This is a genomic window from Mucilaginibacter gotjawali (genome assembly GCF_002355435.1).
Classification (GTDB): Bacteria; Bacteroidota; Bacteroidia; order Sphingobacteriales; family Sphingobacteriaceae; genus Mucilaginibacter; species Mucilaginibacter gotjawali.
Genome location: NZ_AP017313.1, coordinates 800513 through 827114, shown reverse-complemented (window position 1 = coordinate 827114; position 26602 = coordinate 800513). Strand labels below are relative to the sequence as shown.

The following is a 26602-nucleotide window of genomic DNA, read 5'->3' as shown; positions in this document are numbered from 1 at the left end:
ATATTGGACATTCAATATTCATTATTCGATATTAACTTCTTCCCATACCTGCAATTCCTTTAGGGGGCCAGGGGGCTAATACTCCAGCTCCCGGCAATCAAACCCGGCGGTTTGCAGCAGCGATTCGATATAGCGCGGCGAAATATCATCGGCCTCTATCCTTAAAATTTTATCACAATCTTCCAGGTCGAAGTTCCACCCGGTTATTGCCGGAACAGAGGTTAACAGGGGTTTTACTTCCCTTACCTGTTCGGGTTTTTCAACGCTTGTTGTAAAAATAAGTATATCCATTTTGTTAAGTCTTAAGTCCTTAGTCTGGAGTCAAAAGTCTTAAGTCCGGTTAATCCAAATGTGACTTTAGACTCCGGACTCAAGACTTCAGACTTTACACCTGCTCTTTAGGTGTTTCGGCGGCAAAATCGTCCCAGTTACGGCCCCATTTACCGTGGCCGCATCTTTGCCTCATTTTTTCCTTAAACTGCTCCTTTTCTTCGGGCGTCATGTTTTTAAAGCGTTCTTCCATGCGGTGGCGCATCCAGGGCGCACCGCCATGCATTCCGCGTCCGCCTTTACCAAAGCCAAAAAGTATTTTGCTCAGTACAAACAAGCCCACAGCCTGCCAAAAATCAATAAATCCGAGGTGGAAAATGGCCGGGATCAGCCAGTTCCATAAATTCATCACCACAAACCCGGTGAGTGCAACGAAGGCGGCAATTGCTATCGGAATAAATATAAATCGCCCTCTGTATAAAAATGGTTTCATCTTTTATCTTTTTAATATTTTAATATTCAGTTATTTCATCATACAACTGGCGCAGCCTTTGGCGCAGGTGTAGTACCGCATACCGCTTGCGCGATACCAGCGTTTGTATTTTCTCGCCGGTACGTTCGGCTATCTCTTTAAAGGGAATATCGTCAAGCTCCTGCCAGATAAACACCTGCCTTTGCTCTTCGGGCAGCTCATCCAGCGCTATAAACAATTGCTCCCAAAACAGGTTGCGCAAATATTGCGTTTCGGGGGTGGTTGCTTCCGTCATCAGGATGGCCTTAAAATCCAGCGCCTCGTCCTCATCATCATCCACAATCATGTCATCCAGTAACGTTTCTGTATGTTTTTTATGTTTGTCAATAATTTTGTTGCGAGCTACCCGGTAAAGCCAGGCGCCGGTTTGTTCAATAGGTTCGGAATTTAATACCGAGCTGAACTGGTACCATACATCCTGCAGGATGTCTTCAGCATCGGCATCATTCTTAACCCTTCGCCTGATAAAGCCCAGCAGATTTTTACCATACGCACCAATGGCTTGTATGATAGTGTTGTTTTTTTCTGCGGACATTACGGCTGTTGTCAATTGTATGATTGTTTAAAGATAGAGACGATTGTGTTTTTAAAAGATTTTAATTTATTTTTAGAAAAAGTCCGAAAGTCGGGAAAGTCCGAAAGTCCGGGAGAAATATCTGCCTTAACTCAATGACCAACACCCAATTAAACAGGATAAATTACTACAACATCCTTGCGATGCTGTTATCGGCTTGCCTGGCGGTGGTTATTCCGTTTGAGCTGGTGCTGTTGTCGTACGCCATATTAGGGCCTGCGCATTACCTTACCGAGATTTCGTGGTTAAATGAACGCAAGTTTTTCACCTTAAAAAAATACGACTACGCCATTGTTGTCGCGGTCGCGATCATTGCCTATTTATTGAAGTTGCCTTACGGCTATATCATTTTTTATGCCTTCGGGCTTTCCTTTATTTTGCTGGTTACCGGCAGTATGCTTTACCGTGCGCTTGCTTTTTGCCTGCTCATTGTGGCGGGTTATTTTATATTGGGGAATAACCTGCTGCAAACCATTTTCGGATTGTATGTGCCTACGCTCATCCACGTTTATTTTTTTACCGGGGCCTTTATGCTATTTGGAGCGCTGAAAGACAAAATTATTTCTGGCTACATAGCCTTTTTCATTTTTTTGGCCTGCCCGGTATTGTTATGTGTGTTGTTTACCCATTGGCATAATAGCACCGCAAACTGGGCCATTCATAGCTATGGCGATTTTGGCCGCCTTAATACCGTCACCCTAAAAAATAATAAGCTTGATATTTTTAATAACTCCATCAGCATTTTACTAACAAGGCTTATTGCCTTTGCTTATACCTACCATTATATCAACTGGTTCAGCAAAACGCGCATCATCGACTGGCACCAAATCAGTATGGTAAGGGCAGTCTTTATCGGCGTGGTTTGGATCGCATCCGTAGCTTTGTATTTTTACAATTACCGCCTAGGTATTAAATGGCTGTTTCTACTGAGCCTTACCCATGTGATTTTGGAATTTCCGCTAAACCATCGTAGTTTTATAGGGATTGGGAGAAGGTTGGGTTGGGGGAAAAGTTGATTGAGTTAGATTAGGTTGATTAAGTTGTAGTGTGTTGTAAGGGTTGTAATAAAACTTCCTATCCCTCTTTACCGCTTGCTGAAGAGAGGGATGCCAAGCGTAGCGATGGCAGGGTGAGTCGACCCCGGCGGACATTACCGCCAATGAATTGCGGCGAGTTTACTCACCCCGGATTCGCTTCGCCTGCCTGCCGGCAAACAGGCTCTCCGACCCCCTCTACGGCAAGCCGTAAAGAGGGTGAAAATATTTTTTATCTAACTAAAATAAAATGGCCAAATACAACAACCCACTTGCAGACCGCGTACGGGAAGCCCTGCAGCATTTGCCCGATGTGGAGGAAAAAGAAATGTTTAGCGGGGTATATTTTATGGTGAATGGCAAAATGTGTGTTTGCGTTAGCCATGATGACCTGCTATGCCGTATTGGCGCCAATGAGATGGAAGCAGCGCTGGAGAACAACGATGTGCGCCAGATGGTAATGGCCCGCGATAAACCCGCCAGGGATTATGTTTACGTAAGCCCGGAAGGTTTTCATCGACAGCAGGATTTTGACCACTGGATAAAGCTTTGCCTGGCTTTTAACCCAACGGCGAAGGCGTCGAAGAAAAGGTGAAAGGTGAAAGGTGAAAGGTGAAAGGTGAAAGGTGAAAGGTGAAAGGTGAAAGGTGAAAGGTGAAAGGTGAAAGGTGAAAGGTGAAACCTGCCTTACGGCAGGACGGGTTTAAGTGTAAAATTGAAAAATCAAAAATTGATGTATTATAAAAAAGGGATTTTAGCGGTGATGTTGCTGCTTTTTGCGTTTGCCACCACAAAAGTACATGCCCAGGCAACTAATGCTGATGCCGCCACTGCGCAAATTACCGCAGCAATGGACAGTTCGGCTGCTGAATGGAATAAGGGAGACCTGGAAAGTTTCATGAACCTGTACGATCCATCAGCAACGATGATGATGCCGTCGGGCCCGGTAGGTTTGGATGCCATAAGGGCTTTGTATGTAAATAAATACTTTAACGGTAAGATGCCCAAACAAAATCTGCGTTATTCGGACATGAAAGTGAGGCTATTGGGTGATAATTATGCTTTATTAACCGGGGCATTTACCTTGTATGGGAATAATCTACCTGATCGATCGGGCAGGTATTCGCTGGTAATGATCCATACCAAATATGGCTGGAAGATCCTGCATGACCATTCAGGTTAACCTGCTGCAAGTGCGTTTTCAGGTTCCGGCTCAGCATTTTCTACAGCATGCTCAATTTCCAGGTTCCACCGCCTTACTTTATCCCAATGGTAAAGCAGGATGCCGATGAGCGTGAAATTTAAAATTGACAATGCAAAATTAATAACCTGCAGGTAAGGGAGTTTTTGATGCGAAAGAAAGTCGGCATAAAATGCGGCAACGGCTAAAACCACAGCATAACACAAAAGTATTTTCTTGAACTTTTTCATGTTAATAGCATTAATGATGATGTTCGGAAAAATATAATAATAGGATGATCAATAAATCAAGTATTACTCCAACCCAAGGTATTCTTTCTGCTTAATCTCAACAACGCCCATGGTCTGGTCACGGCGAATGCGGATATTCACCATGTAAAGACTATTGGAGTACAAATAAATGTTATCGGTTTCGTCAACACCCCGAAACAGCAGATCCAGCCCATACCTTTTCGCCTGCCCCGCCATATTAATGATGTTTTGCACATCAGTTGAGGTATATTCAAGCGTACGCAATACGGTACCATTATAAAGTTTAACAAAGCTTCCGGCTGCAATTTTTTCAGAACCGGGTTTTGCACCAATACTGTTAAAATATTCCATTTGCTGCCCGTCTACCTCTTCAAGGTAATCCTGTTTAAAAGCATTGCCCTGTTTAAGGGTGGCATACACCGCATCATTATTCAGGGTTGCCAGGTTAACCAGCTGGTCAAATTTGATGCTTTGCCCGTACATTTTGGCGCTGCCTAAAAGCAGTAAAGGTAAAAGGAACAGGTATTTTTTCATGGTAAAAAGTAATGGTTACTCAAATATACTTATTTTGATCTTCACTCACATTCCCGGATGGTATGTTTTTGCGGCATGTTTCAACACCTCTTTTTTATAAAACCATACATCTTTAAACTTACCTTCAATATACATGCCAGCCTGGTCTGTATAGTTTTTTGAAGTGGAATTGAATGATTCTCCGCCGGTTATAATGCTTTTTGCCTTAATTCGGGTACCAAATTCCACAGCTGCAATAAAACTATTGCCCGAATAGCCATACCGTTTTTGTGTATTCATGGTTCGGCTCACAAATGATGGCAGCTGCCCAAACAACGACGAAGTTTGCCCAACAGGCAGGCTTGGCCGGCTATCGCTAAAGGTAATACCGTCTGCAGGGCGCTGGTAGCGGTTGATGTCGCCCCATGGCAGCTTCCATGTTCCATAGCGCTTACCTAAATCAATTACTGCTTGTTTTAAATTACCGGTATAAATACGTTGCGGCAGGGTGTTCACCATATTGTCCACCCTATCCGTTACGTAAACAGCTGCTTCGGCCGTTTTGGCCGGGGGCATTGAGCGCATCATCAGGGTTCCCCATTCCACCGCAAGCGTGGTGGCGACTGAATTGATAGCCGAACGTTTATCCCATCGTTTTAATACGGTTATGGGTTCGGCAAGCGGCTGCTTTTCCGAATCGGGCGCTGTATCGTAAGCCTTAAACAGGGCCGGCAGCAAAACATCAAAGGCGGCCAGGTAATGGTCGTACCCTTTGGCAATAAGGCCGTCAAGTGTAAGTTGCCTGGCATCCTTTAATAATTTAATGGCATTTACAGCGCGGTAGTTTTGCCCGTCGGGCGCCATGTACGCCGGGTATTTATTTTTATCGGGGCTGCTTTTGCCAGATGATGCATAAGGAGTTGAATTGCAATTCTGGATCCAGCCCGTAGCGGGGTTATACACATGGACAATTTCATCCACCGTGTGCAGTCCCTGCCATTCGGTTGCCGGGGTGGTACCGTCTACAGGTAAGGTCCAGTCGACTTTCGGGTCGCGTTTCGGCATAAAATTGCCATACCAAAATGCAATATTACCCTGGTCGTCGGCATAAACCGTATTATTGGTGCCGTTGGAAAGCAGGCCCATCGCTTTTTTATATTCAGCAAAAGTATTGGCCTTAGTAATGAGCCAGGATTCAAGCAGGGCGTTGTACGACCGGTTATTGGCTTTCAGCGCCAGCCATTTGCCCTCGCGGCTGCCCAGTACCGGCCCATGGTGGGTATAATAACCGGTAATTGTTTTTTCTTCGGTATGATCGCCTGTTTTAACTTTTATTACCAGCTTACGTTCATTAACCGGTTTTAATGCGCCGTTGTATTCGTAAAACCAATGGCCGTCTTTTTTAACAACCTTTTCGGCATACAGGTCGCCTACATCGGCATTACTGCTGGTATGCATCCAGCCGCAGTGCCGGTTAAAGCCCTGGTAAACAAAAAACTGCCCCCAGGTAACTGCGCCGTAAACGTTAAGCCCTTCATCACTTGCCATTTGCACCTCGCTGCGGAAATAAAAAGGCACATGCGGATTGATATACAACAGCGCATGCCCCGATGCCGAACGCGATGGCGCTATGGCAAAACCGTTTGATCCTGTCTCCCTTTCGTCAACTGCAGGTTTATTAATAGCGCCCAGCTTTTCATCCCCCTTACCAAACAAATTGCGTGTATCTTCCAGGGTTAAGCCGCCCGTAACGGTGGCGGATACGCTGCCATCCGTAAACATGAGCGCATACCAGGGTTCAAAATACTGAAAAACAGCCGGTTTAACCTCAGGGTGCTTGTATAGATAATAGTTCAACCCGTCGGCAAAAGCATCCAATAGTTTACGAAATCCGGGTTGTGCGGTTTGATAATCTTTTATCGCGTCAGCTGTGTCCGCAATCATTTGTAACTGTATATCCTGGTATAAACTTTTGTCGCCATCTACTTCGGTAAGTTTGCCCAGCTGGTATAAATAATTTTGTTCGATGCCTTTAAAATTGTCTTCGCATTCAGCATACATCAGCCCAAAAACAGCGTCAGCATCGGTTTTACCATAAATATGAGGGATACCCCAGTTATCACGAATGATGGTAACCGCCCTGGCTTCGGCCTCAAATCGCTTTATTGCAGCGGCTGTGTTTTTTTGAGCGAAGCCGGCAAAGCGCATCAGGACGATCACTAATAATAATATGTATTTCATCGTAGCAACACTATTTTTGCAGAATAATTTAAAACAAAAAACACAACCTGATACAATTTTTCTAAAATATTCTTAATTTTACGTTATATTACATAATAATATTACAAAGCCCCCGTTAAAAGTAAGCTGTTTGGCAAAATAGCTGAAAATAAAACACTTGGGCATTAATTTTGCTCCGGGAAACCAAATGCATTTCTAAACTGCCGGTCGCAATCTGACTGGTATTTTTCAAATAAAGAACTTGGATGATCAGTAAACATGAGGTCTGAGATTTAGTTGATCAACATTATTTGATTGATGATGTTGTAATGCGTTCCGGGGTGAGATACGGAACGCATTTTTTATTTCCGGTAACGTTCCCGAAGATTCCTTTAATACCTTTAACACCCCCTGTTTTATTTCTGCCGGTTTTAAAAAAATAGTATAAACATTTTCGTCATTTCTGCTATTATCTATTAAAAAACCCATATCATGAAATACGCCTATATTATCGGATCGAACGCGTTTGTTGTTCACAGTAAGGTGATCAGCTATGCCAATTTGGGGGAAGACAAGGAATTTCTGAGGATCAACTCCGTTTACCACGACCAGGGTGCCCCTGCTCCCGAAACTCACCTGGATTGCGACATTAATATCAAAGACCTTAACGGCACGCCTGTTACATTGCTTGCCAACAAAGCCGTAAATGCCGGACCCTATACTGTAAAAACCGCACGCGACAGTGTTGAGGTTTTAAGAACGGATGGCAGCACCCTCATCCACATACATCAATTGGACGATGATACCGCCATGAGCCTTGAACATAACATTACCGCCGAACTGGAAGTGAGTATGCCGGTGGTAGTGATCCGCATTTTTGGCGACTTTATCCTGGGCGACCTGCACATCAGCGCACAAAGCGAAAAGCTTTTTGTAAACAATAACGGCTATGGCAACTCCGTACAGGCCGGCCTTAACCAGCTGCGGTTTACCGAAAAAGGCGTGGAAGTGTGAGGTGATTCATAGTTGATGGTTCACGGTTCATGGCAGGAAAGACTATAATCGATGTACCATGGATGGGAAAGACCATAGTCAATGGACCATAGACCATAGCCAAATTGGAAACATTTGGAAACAAATGTTGGTAGTGTTTCTGATTGTTTCCAAAAGACTTTGCTCCGACCATGAACCACCAGCTATGGACTACGCTCCACCATCGGCCTGTACTTAGCCATCACTAAAAGCACCATCCGGTTATAGGTGCCCAGGCCCTGGGGCTGGTTGTTATGTTTGAGGAAATGATCGTAAAAGATACCGCTGATGCGGTTGAGCCTGCTCCCTTTGCTACCGCGAGTTTAGCGCAGCGTAACTCGCGGTAAAGCATAAAATGAGCTTTCAGCTCTTGTAATATGTTTAGGTTGGCTAATTGGAAACAGTTGCTATAGTTTGCGCAATCAGGCTTGGGTAAATTCAACTGTGCTGCCTTTAATAGTATATTTAAGATACATATTGCAGGCTTCCTTTTCAGGCTCAAAAAAACGTAATTCAATCGCGTCATAACTCACCTGGTTTTCTTTGATAGTGACATCAATGGCAATGGCTGCGATTTGGCATTCTCTCTTTTCAATGTGATCATTCAGTGCTTTTTCAAGCAATTCAATTACTTCAGCTGATGATGTTTGATCATTTTCAAAATAAGCACCAACTGGTATGATCTCATTTTGCATATTGATATACGTACCGAAAGGAAAGAATTGCCCGGCATCCAATAAAAATAATTCGGCTTGCTGTTTCAAAATTTCGACCAATTTGTTTGCAATTTCTTTCATAATTAAATTTCATAGTTGTTACTAACATTTGGAAACATTGGAAACACATGTTGGTAGTGTTTCTAAGTATTTCCAAACGGTTTTTCCCGCCATGGACTATGGTCTATCGACTCATTTACCGTCACTCCGGTTTATTTGAATCTGTGGTAACCTCAATCAGAATTATCCTCAATAAAAACAAGTTGCCATTGGCCGCGCTTTTTAACAAAAGTGAAATCTTTTTGATAACCGGTATCTTTTATTTGAAACTGTATTTTAACCGTGGCCGGGTTTAGGTTAATTTGTTTGATGATCCCCTTTTTTCCATTTGCCACAAAAAGGCCGAAATAGCTCAACTTGTTCTTTGGAATAAACTTAACAGTGCCGCTTTCACCTTCATCACTTGAAACCTTATATTTAAGAGGAAAAACGATCCTCGATTTTTGAAATACGGAATCCGTTTGAAACTTGCTGAAAAATGAATCGAATTTTTCTTCTGTTGAATCTGCACGTGCCCCATGCTCCACCATCGGCCTGTACTTAGCCATCACTAAAAGCACCATGCGGTTATAGGTGCCCAGGCCCTGGGGCTGGTTGTTGTGTTTGAGGAAATGATCGTAAAAGATACCGCTGATGCGGTTGAGCCTGCTCTCATATTTTTGCCAATAAAGGCGCTCGGCCTTGTAATCGTTACGCACCGGCAGCGAGAGACGGGGTTTTAGCTTTTTAAACTGCAGGCTATCTCTAAAAAATAGGGCATACATACATTCCTCTACCGCCAAATTATAGGCCGAGTAGCGCAGCAGGCGGTCGGGGGAGTTGATACCGGCAATAAAACCGCCAAAGTTGGCTTCATCTTCGGTAGCGAATCCTACCTGGTGTGACAGCTCGTGGCAGGCTACAAATGGCCTGTTCACCAGGGGCATTTGCGAATTCATTTGCGCCTCGCCGGTAAAGGGATCATAATAACCGGAGGTGCCCATGTAATTCATCAGCGGGGTAAGCAACGACGATTTAACGCGCGGGTACCAGGTGCGGAAGTTAGCCGAATCGGCCGAAAGCCTTTTTACCGCAGCTATGGCGGTGTGATAAATGCTGTCGTTATTTTGCTGAAGATCAGCGGGGTTTATCCTGGCACGGGCAACGTTGGCACTGTCTATCAGCATATTGGTTACTTTGACAAGATTTTCGGTGGTGTAGCCGGTATCCCTCAGGTTAAGCCGCTCCCCTGCACCGGGGCGGAAATAGTTCATCCCCCAAAACAAGTAAAACACCAGGATGCCTGTTTGCACAACAATAATTAAAGCAAGTAAAAACATAACTGCCTGTTTAAATTGCCTTTTAAATGCCAGTTTAATAAGCCGGAACAGGGCATACAACAGGTAAGCGCTAACCAGTATGTAAAAAACGTCGCCAACACTAAAGGGGAAAATATTGAATACCGGGTGCAATATTTTACAAATAACCGGGTAAAAGCCTTCGGCATAATAGCGCTCAACCAGTTTTGGGTAATTGGCAAGCCACATTAATAAAATATTAATGATCTCCAGCGCCACAATAACGCCAATCCGTATCATTAATTTTTTTTTGCCCGGGGTAAGCTTCATTGGGCGTAAATATAATGCTTATTAAAACCTGCCAAAACTTTATGTTTAAACTATCAAATCCAACAAAAAAGCCCCCGGGGTAACCGGGAGCTCTTCAAAATATTTAACGGTTGTATTTACTTGCTGATAGTTACCGGCACACTTGTGGTGGCCCAATCCATACTAAACCCTTTTTTGTTTAGCTTGTAAACCATTCTTTCCTGGTTGCTAATCGTTTTTGGGGTTACCATTACACGCAACTGGTCGAGGCTTTTATCGTAGCTAAATGCGCCCCATTGTTTGGCTTTTTTGTTAAAAATAACGGTCCATTGCCCGGTTTTTGCCGGGATCACAAAAAAGGCATAAGTACCGGCGGGCAGCACCTGGCCTTCAACTTTAATGTCTTTGCTGGTGGTAAACTGTGTGGCTTCATTGGCGCCGGCACGGTAAACTTTGTCCCATGGCTCAAGTTCGCCAAAAATTACGCGGCCTTTAACCGACGGGCTGCCATACCATATTTTAATATTTGAACCTGCTACAGTTCCGCTTACACTATCGCGGGGGCTTGGTATAGGTTTTCCGTCTTTACCCTTTTGCGCAAAAGCTATAGACGATACTAAAAAGGCGCATACAAAAACGGTAAGGGCCTTCAATTGAAATGATCTTTTCATAGTGAAATACTGGTTATTAATTTAGTTGGTATAAAGGTAAACTGAAATTGCGGGAATTCTTTTATTGTGACTCATAAATATTGATTTCGTTACAGGATAACAAAATAAATATTTTCGATAAGCAGTTCAGTTATAAAACTTATTGCAAATAAAAGCGTTTTTATAACATAATCACGTTGCAGTTAGGAATTGACCGAAAGGTTAAACAATTGTTGTGATTTTGGCCCCGTGTCTGTACAGATGCGGGGTTTTTGTTTTTAATGGTACAAATACGGAGGGCGTTTTGTTTGGAAAATTGTTTGAGCATAACTCAGACGCATTAGCGGTAATGTCCGCCGGGGTTGACTCACCCGGTCATCGCTGCGCTTGACCACCCTCTCTCCGGCAAGCCGCAAAGAGGGTTAAAAATGCCTCAAACAGGTTCTGTTTCAAACGAAATTAGTGATAAAAAACGTTTTGATAAATTTCAAAAACGATTTACTGGCGCCGTTTTGTTTGCCCATCATTATTTTATAACATAAACCTATATTTGCCGGTACATTTGGCCCGCCATATTAATGAAGGATAACCCCAGGATATTTTACCTTTTGATATTTATACTGGCGCTTGCGGTAAATTTTGCCGGCATCAATGTGCATTTTTTTACGGATGACCCCGGGCTCTACGCCTCCATCGCTAAAAACCTGGTCTACAAAAAACAATTTTTTGAATTGTTTACCTACAACCGCGACTGGCTTGATAAGCCGCACTTCCCTTTCTGGATGGTGTATTTTAGCTTTAAACTGTTTGGCATCAGCGAATGGGCCTATCGCCTGCCGGCTTTGCTGTTTTTTTTGATGAGCCTGGTTTATACCTGGCTGTTTACTAAAAAGTTTTATGGTTGGGAAACTGCTGCCATAGCCGTATTGATACTGGCGACAGCGCTGAACACCATATTGGGCAACACCGACCTAAGGGCCGAACCCTATTTGATGGGGCTCATCATCGGCAGTATTTACCACATTGCCGGGCTGCAGCAACGCTATAAGTTTAAACACCTGCTGTTAGCCGCGCTGTTTACCGCCTTTGCCATTATGACCAAAGGCATATTCGTCATCACAGCCATTTACGGGGCCTTGCTGGGGCAGTTGATCTTACAAAAAAAGTTCAAAACCATTTTTCAATTCAAATGGCTGCTGCTGTTTGTGCTGACTTTTATTTTTACCCTGCCGGAGTTTTACGCCCTGTACATACAATTCGACCTGCACCCCGAAAAGGTGGTATTTGACAGGCAGCAGGTATCAGGGATCCGCTGGTTTTTGTGGGACAGCCAGTTTGGCCGCTTTGTAAACAACGGGCCCATTAACCGCAAAACTTCCGGAAGCATATTTTTTTACGGCCATACCCTGTTATGGGCCTTTGCGCCATGGGGGCTATTGTTTTTTTATGCTGTTTTCAAAAAAATTAAATCAGTTTACAAAAAAGAGGTCCTTCCCGAATATTATGCCATCAGCGGCGGCGTGTTGTTATTGCTGCTTTTTTCGCTCTCCAGGTTCCAGCTGCCTTTTTATACCAATGCTATTTTCCCCTTATTTGCCATTGTTACAGCCCCCTTATGTTTGGGTGAGTTGAGCAAATTCGGTACAAAATTCAGGCTGATCGTTCAGTGGGTGTTTATCATCCTGCTGCCGGTTGCGGTAATTGTACTGAACACGTTGTTAAAGCCTCAAAATAACTTTTTTATCCTTACAGGAATTTTACTTGGCGGATTAATGGCTGCGCTGGTGATCATCAAAATAAAAGAAACTTACAGCAAAGTTTTCCTGCTAAGCTGTATTGCCGTTTTATTTGCAGGCTTTTACGTAAATACTACTTTTTACAACGAGATAGTACCCTACAAAGGACAAATAGCTGCTGCTGGTTTTGCAAACCAGCAGCAATACAGCGGAGACCCGCTGTATGTATTAAATGCAGAAAACAACCTATACCAGTTTTACTGTAACCGGCAGGTTGACCTTGTGCCGGCAGAGGATTTCGGCAAATACCCGTTTCCAGCTAATGCATTGATCTATGTGAACCAGCAATCGATGGACCAACTGGTGCATACCCACGCAAAATTCACTATCGTACGGGCGTTTACTGATTACCCAAAAGAGAATATCCTGCCGGCATTTATCAATGCAAATACGCGTTCTACCGTGCTTGAAAAAGTATACCTGATAAGGAAATAAATCAAGGTGCAGCAACCAATCAGGCCTATCATCATGAATACCGAATACAGAACGCCGAATAAAAAATATCGAAGTTAAAACTTCATCATTCGAAATTGGACATTCAGTTTTCGATATTTCTAATTTTACTTTACTCCACCTTATACCGGTACACCAGCCTGCCGATGTTACCGTCATTATCAATCCCTTCAATAATTATTTTATAGGTACCCGGGCCATCGGCGTTGTAATATTCGAAAGTTGCGTTGCCATTTTTATCCGTTTTCAACTCTGGTTGCCAGTAAATGGTGGAGCGGAGATCGTGTTTTTTGTCCGCAGCTTCAGGATGATCATATTTGGGTGAATAGAATTCACGGGCCTTATAAAAACCCATGGGGGCTATTGGCAATACGCCTATGGAAACGATGTCGTCGGCTTTCTGCATCCTTGATTTGGTGGTGATCACCAATACGCCATTCAGGCCATCGTGCCCATAAATAAAAGAATTTGGCGGTTGCAAAACTTCAATCCTGTCGATGTCATCGGCCTCGATGCTGCTAAATTCCATCGTTGCTCCATCAATGATCAATGTCAACGGCCCCTGTGATATGTTGTTTACTATGGCCATTGAGCCGGAAAGGTGCACGCCGTGGATTAAGCCGGCAAGGTCGACCATTAGTGAGCCGCTATGCGGGATATCTTTACCATGAATTACCTGGTCGGCGGCAAATTCAGCCACATAGCTTTTCGACCTGTTTTCCTCAATTTTTTGCCCGTGGATATTTACCTGTTTCAGCAGCGTACCTTTAAAGTGGCCGGATTTTACCAGTTCATCCTGTTGCAATTTGTCGTTATTAACCAACAGGGACAGCACCGTATCCGCAACAGCAGGCAGGTTGCGCAACCAAGCCGGGCTCAGCAAGGGCGCAGGCTGAGGACCAAAAAAGGTAATTTTAGTGGAGTTTTTGTTTTTTGCGTTAACCGCGCTCAAAACAAAACGGGTAGAATCCGGAAACATCAGGTCCTTAAAACGGAACATTCCTTTTTCATCAGAGGTAGCGGTAAAAAGCGGGCCCTTTTTTGCAGGAATGAGGGTAACGGTGCCGTTTTCGATGGGCTTATTCAGCAGGTTTTTGATCTGCCCTGCTATTTCGATCGCATTTTCAGGCTGCCACCTGGGCGTTTGTTTGGTGGTATCCAATACCTGTTTCCAGGTAAAGCGGCGATAGCCCTGTGTCAGCATCAGGATATCCAGGTTGTCGCGGGCAATCGTACTGGTATCGGCAAAATACCAGGCCGGTTGTTCCACATAACCTTTCAGGTCTGATGTCAGCAGTAAATGGGTTAAAATATTCTCCGGGTTAATTTCGCTTTCATGCACAATGCTTTCATTGGTTACCGAAACTGAAAAATGGCCTTCGGCCGGTTCATCCCTTCGGTTAAGGGAGTTGAGTTTGATGTTTACTTTTTCCCGGGGCGCATATTGTTCTTTGCCGGCGGTAAGGTTAAGGTTAAGGTTAAGCTGGTCATAATTCTGCACATAGATCAGCCGTTCGCATAAAGGCTCATTTTCCGGCGAGAAGAGGGTAATCAGGGCTACACCGGTACGCAGTTTTCTTTTGAGTACATCCAGCTTTATTTCCATGTCGGTAAGGCTGCAGTTTACCGTTGTCACCATGCCGCCGGAGTAAATAACCAATGTGTAGTTTTTGTTCTGGTTAGCCTGGAAATACCCCTCGCCGGTACTAATTTTAACAATGGCCTTCGGCAGCGAATCATTATTTACCGATAGGGTAATGCCATCGGGGTCGGCCTTTGGCAGGTCCACTTCATCCTGCCGCCCATCAGGGTAACTTAGCCTGGCCGTATAGGTTTTACCCGGTTTGGCCTCGAAGTAAAAATAACCCATACCGAGGTGTGATGATGCAAAAGAGGCTACCTTTTTGTTTTCATTATCGAAGACATCACCTTTTACAGCAACCCCCAGCCCGTTTACGCCCATGGCTTTAAATGCTACTTTTGAGCGGATACCCGTAACCAGTTCGCCCCCTTCAGGAAAAAACTGCATATCGGGCTTCGGTGTATTGGGAGGCAGCCGTTTTAGCGGTTTGCTGGCTAATATGGAGGCTTTTAATGCACCAACAGGCAGGATTCTCTCAAAAAAAGCGCCATCAGGGTTGTTCCGCATCCATTGGGTATACGCCCTGATACTAAAATTACCCCCCGGCAAGGTATCGGGCAATGCGAAGTCGCCCCATGCAATGCCGCTGTCTAACTGCAATTTGATGGAATGGATGATCCTGTTACCCGGATTTATCAAATCAACGTGTAATACACCGCTCAAAGTACTCAGCTTGTGATCGTCTCCTTTGGTAACGTATGCCTTAAAGTAAACCGTATCACCTGCGGCATAACAGGGCTTATCCAATTGCAACCAGGCTTTTTCAGGATCATGAGTACTGGTAAAAGTATTTAACAGCGAAACGATATTATTACCTGCCGGCGGCTGGGCAAGCGAATTTTCCGTTTCGGGTGCTTCGTAGTCCGCAGGCAACAATTCGGCTACCCTGCTCCTGCTCCAAACACCGCTCAGCACCAGGCTGGTTGGGTTGGTAACGGTACCGTTATTATCAAAAAAGGCATAAGGGTTAAAAAAATCTATCCGGGTATTATCTACATTTTGCGGATCGTCCAGCCGGGTTGCATTTTTATTGTACCACGAGTAAAAGTGCTGGTATTTATTATAGGTAACATAAAGGGCATCACTGTCTTTAGCAAGGCCAAAAGCATACAACCCCTGCTGGTTGGTTGGCTTGATGTAGGCCGATGGATACATTTGCTGGGTGATTAAAGTCTGCACCATTTTGGGCAATTTTGATCGTTTAATCCAGGCTGAAAGTGAATCGCGTGCACCCGGAGCGCTGCCCGCCGACTTCGCATTTTTATAAAAACTGATTCTTGCGGCAATTACGCTGTCAGCAGGGCGGGCCGGATTGGTATGCCTGGCTATGCGCAGTACCCTGAAACCTTCGCGGGTAATTTCATTTTGAAGCGAAGCACGTAAAAAATGCATCATCGACCCTTCGTAAACTTCCTGGCGGTGCTTTTTCCAGCGTTTTTGTTCCGATGGCTTTCCTTGCATTTCTTCAAACAAAACAGACCCTTCATAACTCAACTGAAATTTGGCTGCCGGATCTTTATTTAAGGTAAAACTGGTGAGCAGGTATTTTAATTTGTAGCCCAGGCCCGGATTATCGATTACGATAAAATCTGATGCTGAGGCGGTAAGCGTAGCAGTATGTTCATCATAGTCTAAATCGATGAGATCCGGGTTTTCGATGGTGCAATCTTTGGCCAGGCCCGAAAGGCCCAAAAAGGCATCCTTAAACCAGGTCAGGTTCCTGTCACGGTTAGGGTCAATTACCGGCCTTATGCGCACTTCGTTCAAAACCATCACTTTGGGGATAATCTGTATATCTCCCAGTTCCAAATCGGCGGCATTCACCGTAATGGATTGCCTGTAAGTTTCAAACCCTATCACGGTAATCACCAGGTCGTATTTACCAGGCTTTACCCTGCTTAAGTTAAATTTACCATCATCTGTTGATTTACTACCGACAGATGAGTTGCTTAAAAACACACTTGCGTTGGCAACCGGTTTTTTGTCGGCCTGGTTTATAACCCTTCCCGCTATGGTTACCTGGGCAAAACTGCCCAGTGGCAGAATCAACAGCAATAAAACAAGATATTTATACATTACCCGGGGTTAAGGTTATTTTCTATTCAACTTTATACGTGTATTCCTGCCTGCCGATATTGCCATCCTTATCAATCCCTTCCAGTATTATTTTATAATTACCGGTACCATCGGCATTATAAAAATCAAAGTTAGCGTTACCCTCTTTATTTGTTTTCAACTCCGGCTGCCAGTAAATGGTGGAGCGCAGGTCTTTTTGTTTGGATACCCAGGTAGTATTATCGTATTTAGGCGAATAAAATTCCCTGGCTTTGTAAAAACCCATGGGGGCTATAGGTAAAACGCCAATAGAGGCGATGTCTTTGGCATCTAATTTCCTTGTGTTTTTTGTGGTGATCACCAGCACGCCGTTGCCGCTTGACATGCCGTAAATTGTCGAACTTGCATATTTCAAAACTTCTATGGTCTCAATGTCGTTAGGGGTTAAAAAGTTAATATCGCCCGCGGGAACTTCTGCACCGTCAATGATTAGCAACATTGGAGGACCGAGACTTGTTCGCAAATAGGCAACCTGCGACATCGGATTGGAACCAACAAAAATTACACCGCGTAAACGCCCATTCAGACTTGATCCAATCGGGCCCTGAACCTTTTCAATTTCTTCTGCATGCATTACCTGGTCGGCATGCCCGGCACCTGCCAGGCTGAATGTGCGGTATGGGTCATCGGGCTTTTTTTCATGAATATCTACCTGCTTTAACTGGATGCCTTTACCCTTGAAATTTACTGCATCGGCCAGGCGGATCTTGTCGTTGGCCAGGTAGCTGGCCATCGCGGTAGTATTGAACACCGGATAAGCGCCGGTGAGGTTTTTTTGCACCGGCGGCGCGTACTTTGCTTCATCAAACCAGGTGATTTTTGTCGTATTCTTATTTTTAGCGTTTACAGCGCTTAAAACAAAATTTGCGGTATCGGTAAAAACCAGGTTCGAAAAGCGGAACATTCCTTTGTCATCCGAACTGGTGCTTAACAGGCCGCCACCTTTTGAGGGAATCAGGGTAACAGTTCCGTTTGCAATGGGCCTGTTGAACGGGTTTTTTACCTGCCCTGAAAGCTCAATCCCTTTTTCGGGCAGGTAAGCCCGTTCTTTTTTTGCCGTGTCCAGCACTTGTTGCCATGTAAACCTCCGGTAGCCCTGGGTAAGCAGCAATACATCCAGGTTTTTGCGGGCAAGCGTATCCGAACCAGAGAAATAATAAGCAGGATGTTCGATATAACCTTTCAAATCAGAAGTAAGGAGCAGATCAGTGAGGATGTTATCCCCGTTATCCTCGGCCTGCAGCAACTGGCTTTCATCGATTACGGACACCGAGAAATGCCCTTCGGCCGGTTCGCCCTTGCGGTTTAGCGCATCCAGATTAATGTTCACCTTTTCTCTTTTAGTGTAAGTATTTTTGTCGCTACGGAGGTTAAGGCTTAGCCGGTCGTAATTTTGTATGTAAATCAAGCGTTCGCATAAGGGCTCATTATCCGACGAAAACAGCGTAATGGTAGCCACACCTGTATGCAACTTTCTTTTTAAGATCTCCAGTTTTATTACCGGGCTGTCCAGCCTGCAGTTTACGGTAGTGATCAATCCGCCTGAATAGATCAGCAGGGTATAAACCTTGTTCCGGTTTTCCGCAAAATAGGTTTTACTGGTTTTTATACTGACAGATGCCCGCGGAATAGAATCGTTATCAACCGATAAAACCAGCCCATTGGGTTCGGGGGTTGGCAATTTGACGTTGCCTGTGCGGCCGTCAGAATAGTTTATTTCGGCGCTATACGTTTTGTCCTCCGCCGGCTCAAGGTAAAAATACCCCATACCTAAATGTGACGATGCAAAGATGGCAACCCGTCTGTTATCATTGTCAACAATGCGTCCCTTAATATCCATTCCCAGGCCATTTGCGCCAGTGGCTTTGAAAGCTACTTTGCAAAGGATACCGGCAACAAGGCTGCCCCCTTCGGGAAAGAATTGAATATCTGGTTTCATATTAGCGGGAGCAGAATTTTTCGATAAACTTTCCGGAATCCCGGCCGCTTTTACCGAACCTATGGGGATCTCTTTTTCAAAAAAACCAAAGTCGGCATTATTGCGCATCCATTGGGTATAAGCGCGGATGCGGTAATTACCCGCCGGCAACGAATCAGGCAAGGCAAAATCACCCCAGGCTATGCCGCTATCCAGTTGCAATTTGATGGATTGGCTGATCTTATCTTTTGTGCCGATGAGGTCGACATGTAAAACGCCGCTTAAACTACTCAGCATGTGCTGCTCACCGGCCGTTACATAGGCTTTAAAATAAATCGTATCGCCGGCAGCGTAGTAAGGCTTATCCAATTGAAGGTAAGCTTTCTCCGCCGGCTGGCCGACCGAGAATGCCGTCAGCCTTGCTGTAATGGTTTGTGACGGGCTAATATTTTGCCCATAGGCAAATGAGCAGCACCATCCTCCGATAAAAATCAATCTGAAAATAAATGATAAATGCTTCATATGCCTAAGGTTAATAAGGAAATATAGGTTAAAGCCATGCCTTTATAACAGGCGCAACGATACATTGTCGGATGAGCAGCCCTGACGTACTATAAAAAAACAAAATTATTTATCACAGTTGCTTACTATATTCCAAAACTGCAAAAAAAAGGAATAGGTGTTCCCCAAAAAACTATTGCACCTTATACCTTAAAACCTGCATGCCCAAATTACCATTACTGTCCATCCCCTGCACTTCAACCCTGTAGGTTCCTTTACCATCGGAATTAAAAAAATTAAAAGAGCTATTGCCGGAAGTATCAGTAAGTACATCCGGCTTCCAAAATATAGTTGTACGGTTGTCAGGTCTGTCAGCCCCATTGCCAACACCGTAAACGGGCGAATAAAACTCCAGCGCTTTAACAAAGCCCTTTGGCTCAATAGCGAATATCCCCGGCGACATTTCCTTACTTATAATTTTTTCAGCGGTATCTGATATCCTTGTAGTGATGATCATCACCCCCTGGCCGCCATCAGCGCCATAAATTGTGGCGTTTGCTCCGGTTAAAACTTCTATTGTTTCAACCGATCCCGGGCTGATCATATCTATATCCGCCCCGTTCCCTAAATTTGCCCCATCAACAATCACCAGCATCGGATCCACTTTTACACCTGAATTTATCGCTACGCCTGCGATGCGGGTGTCGCTCCCTGAGATAACAATACCGGTAACCAGCGAGGGTACGCCCCCGCTAAACCGTATGCCCCGAAGCAACCCGCTAAGGCCTGTTGAAAGCGAAGGCGTATTTCTGATCGCTTCACCTGGTATAACCTGGTTGGCGTGGCCGGGACCTGCTAAACTGGATGAGCGGTAATTATCCATTCTTGCCATCCCGTTTGGCTTCCGGCCAGGTTGCTGCCCGGCTAATGACACATCGCCGACCATAAAAATATCCTTTTTTTGAACGCCGGGGATGGGCGACAGGATGTCTGCACCGGAATCATAGCGTATTTCAGCAGCGTTTACGGGATTAATAACCGGCCCCGGCTGGGGTTGGTCCAGAATTACTTTACCCTGTTTTCCGGCGGGCGATACCATCGTTAAAATAAACCTGCCACCGGCCAATAAATCCACATTTGCAAAACGGAAACTGCCATCCCTGGTTGTCGTTTGTGTTTGCATGCTCCCGCCTTCGCGCGGAATTAAAGTAATTACAGCGTTGCCAAAAGGCGCACCCGAACGGGTTTTTAAAACGCCTGAAATATTTATGGCTTTTTCCGGGTTGAACCTGTTTACAGCAACTGAATTGTTATTTTGAAGTTCTTTCCATTCAAACCGGCGGTAGCCCTGGGTAAGCATCAACAGGTCAAGGTCGGCCCGGGATTCAGGCGTGTTATTTGCAAAATAGAAATTTGGTTTTTCAATATACCCCTTTACCTCAGCGCTCAGCAACAGGTACGAGAGGATTGAATTTCCGGCATCGTCATCAACCAAAACCTTACTTTCGTCAACCACCGAGACCGAAAATGATCCTGTAACAGGGTTCCCTGCTTTATCCCGTGCACTTAGGTTGAGTTTTACATTTTCGCGTGTAGCAAAAACCTGTTTATCGCCGTTTATTGAAAGTTTCAGCAGGTCCGGATTTTGAATAAAGGCAAGGCGTTCATTTAAAGGTTCCCCGGTATCCGAAAACAGCGTCATCTTTAAAATCCCGGTAGGGAAAACCCTGGCCGGGAATTCCAGGCCAAGTACTTCGGCGTCCAGCTTAAGGCTGTAGGTTTTTAATGTACCGGCAAAATACAAGAGCAGGCTAAGCTGCTTTCCACGGTTCTCATCAAAATAAGCATGATTGGCCCTGATACGTATGGCCATTTTTGAAGGATCCTCCATATTAACAGTCAGCATGATCCCTTTCTCTTCAGCAACAGGTAAATCCACGCGTTCCTGGCTGCCGTCGGCATAAGTTACCTGTGCCTGGTAGGTTTTGCCTGCCACCGGGATAAAACTAAACGCACCCATACCCAGGTGTACAGCATTGATCCTGGCAACTTCCTTTTGTTCATTATCAACAACAATACCTTTTACATACATCCCAAGGCCATTTGGGCCAAGCGCTTTAAACGCTACCCTTACCGGCTCACCTGCTACCATATTCCCACCTTCCGGGAAAAATTGCAGAGCTGGTTTCATCGCCTGAGCCGGAGATTCGGCAGAACCGGCAGCTGCCGTTACCGCAATATTCTGGTCAAAAAAACGGGGGTGTTCATCGTTACGCATCCATTCCGTATACGCCCGTACCCGGTAATTACCTTTTTTCAGGGTATCAGGCAATACAAAATTACCCCAGCCTGTGCCATTTGTAAGTGGCAGTACAATTGTTTGTATCAAAACGTCATTTTTACCGATCAGGTCGGCATGCAAAATACTGCTGATGGTTGATGGCTCATGCCGCTCGCCCATGGTGACATAGGCTTTAAAAAAAACGACTTCACCGGCCCGGTAATAGGCATACGGCCTGTCAAAGTGCAGGTAAGCCTTTTCGGAAACATGGTCAGTCAATAATGTTTTCAGATTCGCAATCACACTATTGAGCGGACCGTTACCAGTTTGGCAAAATACGGCGGATTGACAAAAAGCCACCAAAATCATCGTTGTTAATGCCACCTTTTTCATAACAAATGGTATTAAATAACTATGGATAAAAATATTTGAAGCAATACCCCGGTTAAGGATACGCGATTTAATTATCGTCAGAACCCATTATTGCACTTTATACCTAAATACCTGCATACCTAAGTTACCTTTGCTATCCATCCCCTGTACTTCAACCCTATAAGTTCCTTTACCATCGGAATTAAAAAAGCTGAATGAGCTGTTGCCGGAGGCATCGGTAATTACATCCGGTTTCCAGTAAATGGTAGTGCGCCGGTCCGGTTTGTTAGCCGCATTCTGGCCGGTATAGGCAGGCGAATAAAATTCAAGCGCTTTAAAAAATCCTTTAGGTTCAATTGAAAAAATACCCGGCGACATTTCTTTACTGATCACCTGTTCAGAGGCAATGCTTGAGCGTGTGGTGATCACCAACACCCCTTGTCCGCCGGCGGCGCCATAAATAGTTGCGCTTGCTCCTTTTAACAACTCAACCGCATCAACCGAACCCGGATTAATAATATCAACACTTACACCGTTACCAAGTGTTACACCATCAAAAATTACCAGCATAGGGTCGATCTGGGCACCACCGCCTGAAAGCGTAACACCCGTTTGCAGCGAAGGCACCCCGTTATTAAACTGTACGCCATGCAGCAAACCGTTTAAGCCGCTTGAAATAGAGGGCGCATCCTTGATGGCATCACCTAAAACAACCTGGTCGGCATGACCGGGCCCGCCAATATTGGACGAATGATAGTTATCAAGCCTTTTTGATGAATTGCCCTTAGTATCAGTTGTGGCCTGGTTGGTTATTAAATTACCGGCCTCTGCTATTTTTGCTTTACGTTCATCCTGGAAAGACATCAACAGGTCAGCACTGGCATTGTATTTTTTATTAAAGGGCTCTCCCGGTGCAATTACCGGCGGCACCAGCGGTTTATCAAGCGTTAACACACCTTTTTTTCCGGACGAAGACATGGCTTTTAATACAAATGCGGTACCTGCAGAAAAGTCCATATTTGAAAAGCGGAATTTCCCCTCGTTATCTGTTGTAGCCGTTTGCAGATTGCCACCGGATTTTGGGATAAGGGTGAGGACACAATCGGGTATGGGCACACCGCTTTTGGTTTTAAACACCCCCGAAATATCCATTGTTTTTTCAGCGGTAAAAGCGCTTGCTGTAACAGGCAGGCTGCCGTTTTCAAGAGCTGCCCATTCAAACCGGCGGTAGCCCTGGGTAAGCATTAATATATCAAGCCCGGCACGGGTTTCTTTTGTAACGTTTGCAAAATAGTAGTTTGGCTTTTCGATATATCCTTTTACTTCGGTGCTGAGCAACAGGTACGACAAGATGGTATTTTCCGCATCCTCATCCACCAAAATTTTACTTTCATCAACAACCGATACCGAAAATGAGCCACTTACGGGGTTGCCTTCTTTGTTTTTAACGTTCAAACTCACCTGTACGTTTTCCCTGGCACTGTACACCTGTTTATCAGGCGTCAACGCGAGATTTAGCAAATCGGGATTTTGGATAAACGAGATGCGCTCATTCAATGGCTCCCCTGTTTCAGAGAGCAGGGTAACTTTTAAGATCCCGGTAGGGAAATCCTTAGCCGGAAGGTCGAGGCCAAGAATTTCGCCATCCAGTACCGGTGAATAGCGTTTCAGGGCTCCCGCATAATATACCAGCAGGTTAAGTTTTTTATTCTGATTCTCTTTGTAGTAAGCGCGGTTGGCCCTGATGACGATCGCAATTTTTGCCGGGTCATCGGTATTTACCGACAATGTAATGCCTTTGGGCTGCGCAACCGGCAGGTCGACACTGCCTTGGGAGCCATCGGCAAACGTAACCATGGCTTTATAGGTTTTCCCGGTTTCGGGTATAAAATTAAGCATCCCCATTCCCAGGTGGGCGGAGTTGATCTGTGCAACCTCCTTGTGTTCATTATCAACAACAATGCCTTTTACGCTGGTGCCGAGCCCATTAGTGCCAAGCGCTTTGTAAGCGAGCCTGGCGGGCACGTCGGCAACCAGGCTTCCACCTTCAGGAAAAAACTGGAGGTTTGGCTTAAGCCCCTGCGTAGTATTTTCAGCAAGTTGCCCGCCATTAGCTGAACTAACAGATATGTACTGGTCAAAAAAGTACGGCGTTTTATCATTGCGCATCCATTGCGTATACGCCCGGATCCGGTAGCTTCCCTTTTGCAGGGAATCAGGTAACAGAAAATCGCCCCAGGCAGTGCCGCCGGTAAGCTGCAAAACGATGGACTGCATCAGCACATCATTCTTATCGATCAGATCGACATGCAAAATATTGCTTAAGGTAGATGCTTCGTGCTTTTCGCCCAGGGTAACATAGGCCTTAAAATACACCACCTCGCCGGCTACATAGTACGGGTAAGGCCTGTCAAAGTGCAGGTACGCCTTTTCTATAATATGATCGGTAAGTAAAGATTTCAGGTTTGATACCGCAGTGTTTACTGCGTCGGTACCGGGTTGGGCAAAAGCAATTGTTTGGAAACCAAGTCCAAAAATAATTGCCATCAATAAAAACTTCTTCATAACGTGTTAGGTATAATCTGTCAATAGTCGGATGAAGGGCATGATAGTACTATCAAAATATAAAATATTTTCAGAAGAATAATAGCCGGGAAAAAGTACTGCCTGGGTTTATATTTAACTGTATAAATATACCCAAATCATGGATTGAAAAGCAAATATTGTTAAGCGGTAAAACATTATTGGACAAGGGAGAAAAACAGATGATTTATTCTTCAAAACCCGGAAATACAACCGGCGCGCTTTGTTCATCATGATCACTTAACTTTGAAACCAGGTACACAACAATGCCTCCAAACAATGCGATAATGCTGAAAGAAATCCGTAAGCCAAAGTTCTGCGAAATAAAACCAACCAGAGGGGGTACCAAAACAAAGCCAAGATAGCCTACAGTTGATATGGAAGCCAGTGCCGATGAACTGCTCATGTTTTTCGACTTGCCGGCCAGGCTGAAAACCATGGGCACAATACAGGATACGCCAAAACCCACCAGGATGAAACCAACCATAGCGGTAGCAACCATTGGCAGCGCCACGGCCATTGCAAGGCCTGTAAAAATAAAGATACCGCTAAATTTAAGTACTGCTTTTATGCCCAGGCGGGTTACCACCCTATCGCCGAAAAAACGGCCGGTGGTCATGGCTACAAGGTAAATTACAAATGCGGCGGTTGAGGTTGTTTTATCGGCATGCACTGCTTTTTGAAAGTAAATGGCGCTCCAGTCGTACATGGTATTTTCGCAGGCCATACAGGCGAAACAAATGAGCGAAAATTTCAACAGGTATCTATCGGGGAGGGAAAAAACAGGCTTGCGGGGTTGTGGTTTTGGTTTACTGTACAGTGTATCATTGATAAAATAAAGCGTCAGCACTGCCAGGAGTATACTTATGATGAGAAAATGATAAGGTACCGCCACATTAAAGTAAACCATTACCAGCCCGACTGCCGCACCCGCAAAACCGGCCATGCTCCAGATACCATGAAAGGTAGCCATTATAGATTTACTGTACAAGGCTTGCACCCCTACCCCTTGTGTATTGATAGAAAGCGTCATCATGTTACGCGCCGACCCGAAGAAAAATAGTACCACAATCAATTGAAGCATACTGTTAGCAAGTCCGATTAAAACCAATATCACGCATAAAAACAACGAGCCGGAAAGCATAATGGCCCTGCTGCTATATTTGCTTAATAACCAGTTGGAAATGGGCATGGTAAACATGAGGCCGATGGGTAGGGCAAACAACACGGTGCCTAATTGCCCGTCGTTTAAATGGAGCTGGTTTTGTATGGTTGGGATGCGCGACGCCCAGGATGAAAATCCAAAACCCGAGATAAAAAAGAATATGGCAGCGCCTATACGGTATTGTTGAGGGCTTCGGGATGGGATGGCTTCTTCGTTCACAAATTAATAAAGAAATAAAAATACAGGAAAAAGGTGAAAGGTAAAAGGCGAAAGGTAAAAGGTGAAAGGTGAAAGGCTTTCAGCTTTTAGCTTTCTGCTTATTCGCCGCCGTTTTTCGGAAATAGAAGATGCAAAGCAGGTATAAGCATAGCATACCCAATAAAAAACCGCCCAGCACATCGGTAAACCAATGGGCGCCAAGATAGATGCGCGAGAAAGGTATAGCAAAGATCAACAGGGCGGAGAAAGAAGCAACGCTGATCCTTATCACTTTACCAATGGTTTTTAATTGGTACATGAGCACAATTAAAAATCCGAAAAACACGATATAGAACAACACATGGCCGCTGGGGAAGCTTTGTTCATACACCTTTTGCACAATACGTACATCAGGCGAGGTTGGCCGGGGCCGGTTTACCAATAATTTTATAACTGAACTTACCAAACCGGATAGCGAAGTGAGAAAAACGTATAATGCTTCTCTCCGGTATTTAAAGATAAAAAACAACAGCGTTCCCCCTAATACAACAATGGCAGAACCCGGAAAATAGCCAAACCAGCTTGCCGTTTTCATTGTGGCATCCAAAAATGGATTCTGGTGCTCCTGCATTTCCTGCGAAAATTTTAAATCAACAAACGAATGGGGGAAAATGATAATAAGTATGGTAAGCGCCACAAAACCGGCACTGATGCTGCCGAGTACAAAATTGACAATTTGGCGCTGGTATTTTTTAAAGATCATTTTGTAGCTTTAAACACATCATGGTGAAAATAATTTGTTGACGTTATACAACAACCGCACCATGTTTTTATTATTGGCTGCGTGTAAATGCTGAAAACAAAAGCAGAATGACCAATACGTTTGTCCTTCTGCTTTTAATGTCTATCAATACTTCCGCTTAAGGGCGCCGGGGGCCA

The 26602-nt window shown here is 44.7% G+C and carries 20 protein-coding genes and 1 pseudogene; 5 read left to right on the top strand and 16 right to left on the bottom strand.

Annotated elements, in window-relative coordinates:
* Positions 1 to 75 precede the first annotated feature (75 nt).
* The 3 genes from MgSA37_RS03770 to MgSA37_RS03760 form a co-directional block, all read right to left on the bottom strand.
* Positions 76 to 291 carry a hypothetical protein gene (locus MgSA37_RS03770; protein WP_096349919.1) on the bottom strand — a complete coding sequence of 72 codons (216 nt, stop codon included), beginning with the start codon at positions 289 to 291 and terminating at the stop codon, positions 76 to 78.
* A 94-nt stretch (positions 292 to 385) separates the two neighbouring features.
* Complete coding sequence (locus MgSA37_RS03765; protein ID WP_096349918.1) at positions 386 to 763, bottom strand: hypothetical protein; 378 nt, start codon at positions 761 to 763, stop codon at positions 386 to 388.
* Positions 764 to 782: 19 nt separating this feature from the next.
* Complete coding sequence (locus MgSA37_RS03760; RefSeq protein ID WP_096349917.1) at positions 783 to 1337, bottom strand: RNA polymerase sigma factor; 555 nt, start codon at positions 1335 to 1337, stop codon at positions 783 to 785.
* 134 nt (positions 1338 to 1471) lie between these two features.
* Between MgSA37_RS03760 and MgSA37_RS03755 the strand changes: the two genes are divergently transcribed.
* The 3 genes from MgSA37_RS03755 to MgSA37_RS03745 all read left to right on the top strand — a co-directional run bounded on the left by MgSA37_RS03755 (position 1472) and on the right by MgSA37_RS03745 (position 3593).
* A complete protein-coding gene (locus tag MgSA37_RS03755; protein WP_096349916.1) occupies positions 1472 to 2392 on the top strand; it encodes a hypothetical protein in 921 nt (306 codons plus the stop codon).
* Positions 2393 to 2660: 268 nt separating this feature from the next.
* Positions 2661 to 3005, top strand: a complete 345-nt coding sequence (locus tag MgSA37_RS03750; RefSeq protein ID WP_096349915.1) for a TfoX/Sxy family protein — start codon at positions 2661 to 2663, stop codon at positions 3003 to 3005.
* 120 nt (positions 3006 to 3125) lie between these two features.
* Positions 3126 to 3593 carry a YybH family protein gene (locus MgSA37_RS03745; protein WP_172885288.1) on the top strand — a complete coding sequence of 156 codons (468 nt, stop codon included), beginning with the start codon at positions 3126 to 3128 and terminating at the stop codon, positions 3591 to 3593.
* On the opposite strand, the gene MgSA37_RS03740 is transcribed toward MgSA37_RS03745, so the two are convergent.
* From MgSA37_RS03740 to MgSA37_RS03730, 3 genes are all read right to left on the bottom strand, one after another.
* The gene (locus MgSA37_RS03740; protein WP_096349913.1) at positions 3590 to 3841 is read right to left on the bottom strand and encodes a hypothetical protein; all 252 of its coding nucleotides are present in this window, start codon (positions 3839 to 3841) and stop codon (positions 3590 to 3592) included. The genes MgSA37_RS03745 and MgSA37_RS03740 overlap by 4 nt on opposite strands.
* Positions 3842 to 3904: 63 nt before the next feature.
* Positions 3905 to 4396: a hypothetical protein gene (locus MgSA37_RS03735; protein ID WP_096349912.1), complete on the bottom strand. Its 492-nt coding sequence runs from the start codon at positions 4394 to 4396 to the stop codon at positions 3905 to 3907.
* 45 nt (positions 4397 to 4441) lie between these two features.
* Positions 4442 to 6616: a penicillin acylase family protein gene (locus MgSA37_RS03730; protein WP_096349911.1), complete on the bottom strand. Its 2175-nt coding sequence runs from the start codon at positions 6614 to 6616 to the stop codon at positions 4442 to 4444.
* A gap of 471 nt (positions 6617 to 7087) precedes the next feature.
* On the opposite strand from MgSA37_RS03730, the gene MgSA37_RS03720 reads away from it, so the two are divergent.
* Positions 7088 to 7609: a hypothetical protein gene (locus tag MgSA37_RS03720; RefSeq protein WP_096349909.1), complete on the top strand. Its 522-nt coding sequence runs from the start codon at positions 7088 to 7090 to the stop codon at positions 7607 to 7609.
* A 182-nt stretch (positions 7610 to 7791) separates the two neighbouring features.
* On the opposite strand, the pseudogene MgSA37_RS29660 reads toward MgSA37_RS03720, so the two are convergent.
* From MgSA37_RS29660 to MgSA37_RS03705, 4 genes and pseudogenes are all read right to left on the bottom strand, one after another.
* Positions 7792 to 7920: pseudogene (locus MgSA37_RS29660) on the bottom strand (hypothetical protein); the annotation flags it as partial.
* A gap of 129 nt (positions 7921 to 8049) precedes the next feature.
* Positions 8050 to 8424: a hypothetical protein gene (locus MgSA37_RS03715; RefSeq protein WP_096349908.1), complete on the bottom strand. Its 375-nt coding sequence runs from the start codon at positions 8422 to 8424 to the stop codon at positions 8050 to 8052.
* Positions 8425 to 8576: 152 nt separating this feature from the next.
* Positions 8577 to 10010 (bottom strand): DUF3810 family protein, encoded by a 1434-nt coding sequence (locus MgSA37_RS03710; RefSeq protein WP_096349907.1) that lies wholly within the window; start codon positions 10008 to 10010, stop codon positions 8577 to 8579.
* A gap of 116 nt (positions 10011 to 10126) precedes the next feature.
* On the bottom strand, positions 10127 to 10660 hold the full coding sequence (locus MgSA37_RS03705; RefSeq protein ID WP_096349906.1) for a DUF2911 domain-containing protein: 534 nt from the start codon (positions 10658 to 10660) through the stop codon (positions 10127 to 10129).
* Between the two features lie 557 nt (positions 10661 to 11217).
* On the opposite strand from MgSA37_RS03705, the gene MgSA37_RS03700 reads away from it, so the two are divergent.
* On the top strand, positions 11218 to 12870 hold the full coding sequence (locus MgSA37_RS03700; protein ID WP_096349905.1) for an ArnT family glycosyltransferase: 1653 nt from the start codon (positions 11218 to 11220) through the stop codon (positions 12868 to 12870).
* A 130-nt stretch (positions 12871 to 13000) separates the two neighbouring features.
* On the opposite strand, the gene MgSA37_RS03695 is transcribed toward MgSA37_RS03700, so the two are convergent.
* The 6 genes from MgSA37_RS03695 to MgSA37_RS03670 all read right to left on the bottom strand — a co-directional run bounded on the left by MgSA37_RS03695 (position 13001) and on the right by MgSA37_RS03670 (position 26426).
* Positions 13001 to 16606, bottom strand: a complete 3606-nt coding sequence (locus MgSA37_RS03695) for a carboxypeptidase regulatory-like domain-containing protein (protein WP_096349904.1) — start codon at positions 16604 to 16606, stop codon at positions 13001 to 13003.
* A 22-nt stretch (positions 16607 to 16628) separates the two neighbouring features.
* Positions 16629 to 19085, bottom strand: coding sequence for a carboxypeptidase-like regulatory domain-containing protein (locus tag MgSA37_RS03690; RefSeq protein ID WP_096349903.1), 2457 nt, complete (start codon positions 19083 to 19085; stop codon positions 16629 to 16631).
* Between the two features lie 172 nt (positions 19086 to 19257).
* Positions 19258 to 21738: a TonB-dependent receptor plug domain-containing protein gene (locus MgSA37_RS03685; RefSeq protein ID WP_096349902.1), complete on the bottom strand. Its 2481-nt coding sequence runs from the start codon at positions 21736 to 21738 to the stop codon at positions 19258 to 19260.
* A gap of 87 nt (positions 21739 to 21825) precedes the next feature.
* On the bottom strand, positions 21826 to 24282 hold the full coding sequence (locus tag MgSA37_RS03680) for a TonB-dependent receptor plug domain-containing protein (protein WP_096349901.1): 2457 nt from the start codon (positions 24280 to 24282) through the stop codon (positions 21826 to 21828).
* Between the two features lie 205 nt (positions 24283 to 24487).
* The gene (locus MgSA37_RS03675; protein WP_232010776.1) at positions 24488 to 25684 is read right to left on the bottom strand and encodes an MFS transporter; all 1197 of its coding nucleotides are present in this window, start codon (positions 25682 to 25684) and stop codon (positions 24488 to 24490) included.
* A 79-nt stretch (positions 25685 to 25763) separates the two neighbouring features.
* Positions 25764 to 26426, bottom strand: a complete 663-nt coding sequence (locus MgSA37_RS03670) for a phosphatase PAP2 family protein (protein WP_096349900.1) — start codon at positions 26424 to 26426, stop codon at positions 25764 to 25766.
* Between the last annotated feature and the right edge of the window lie 176 nt (positions 26427 to 26602).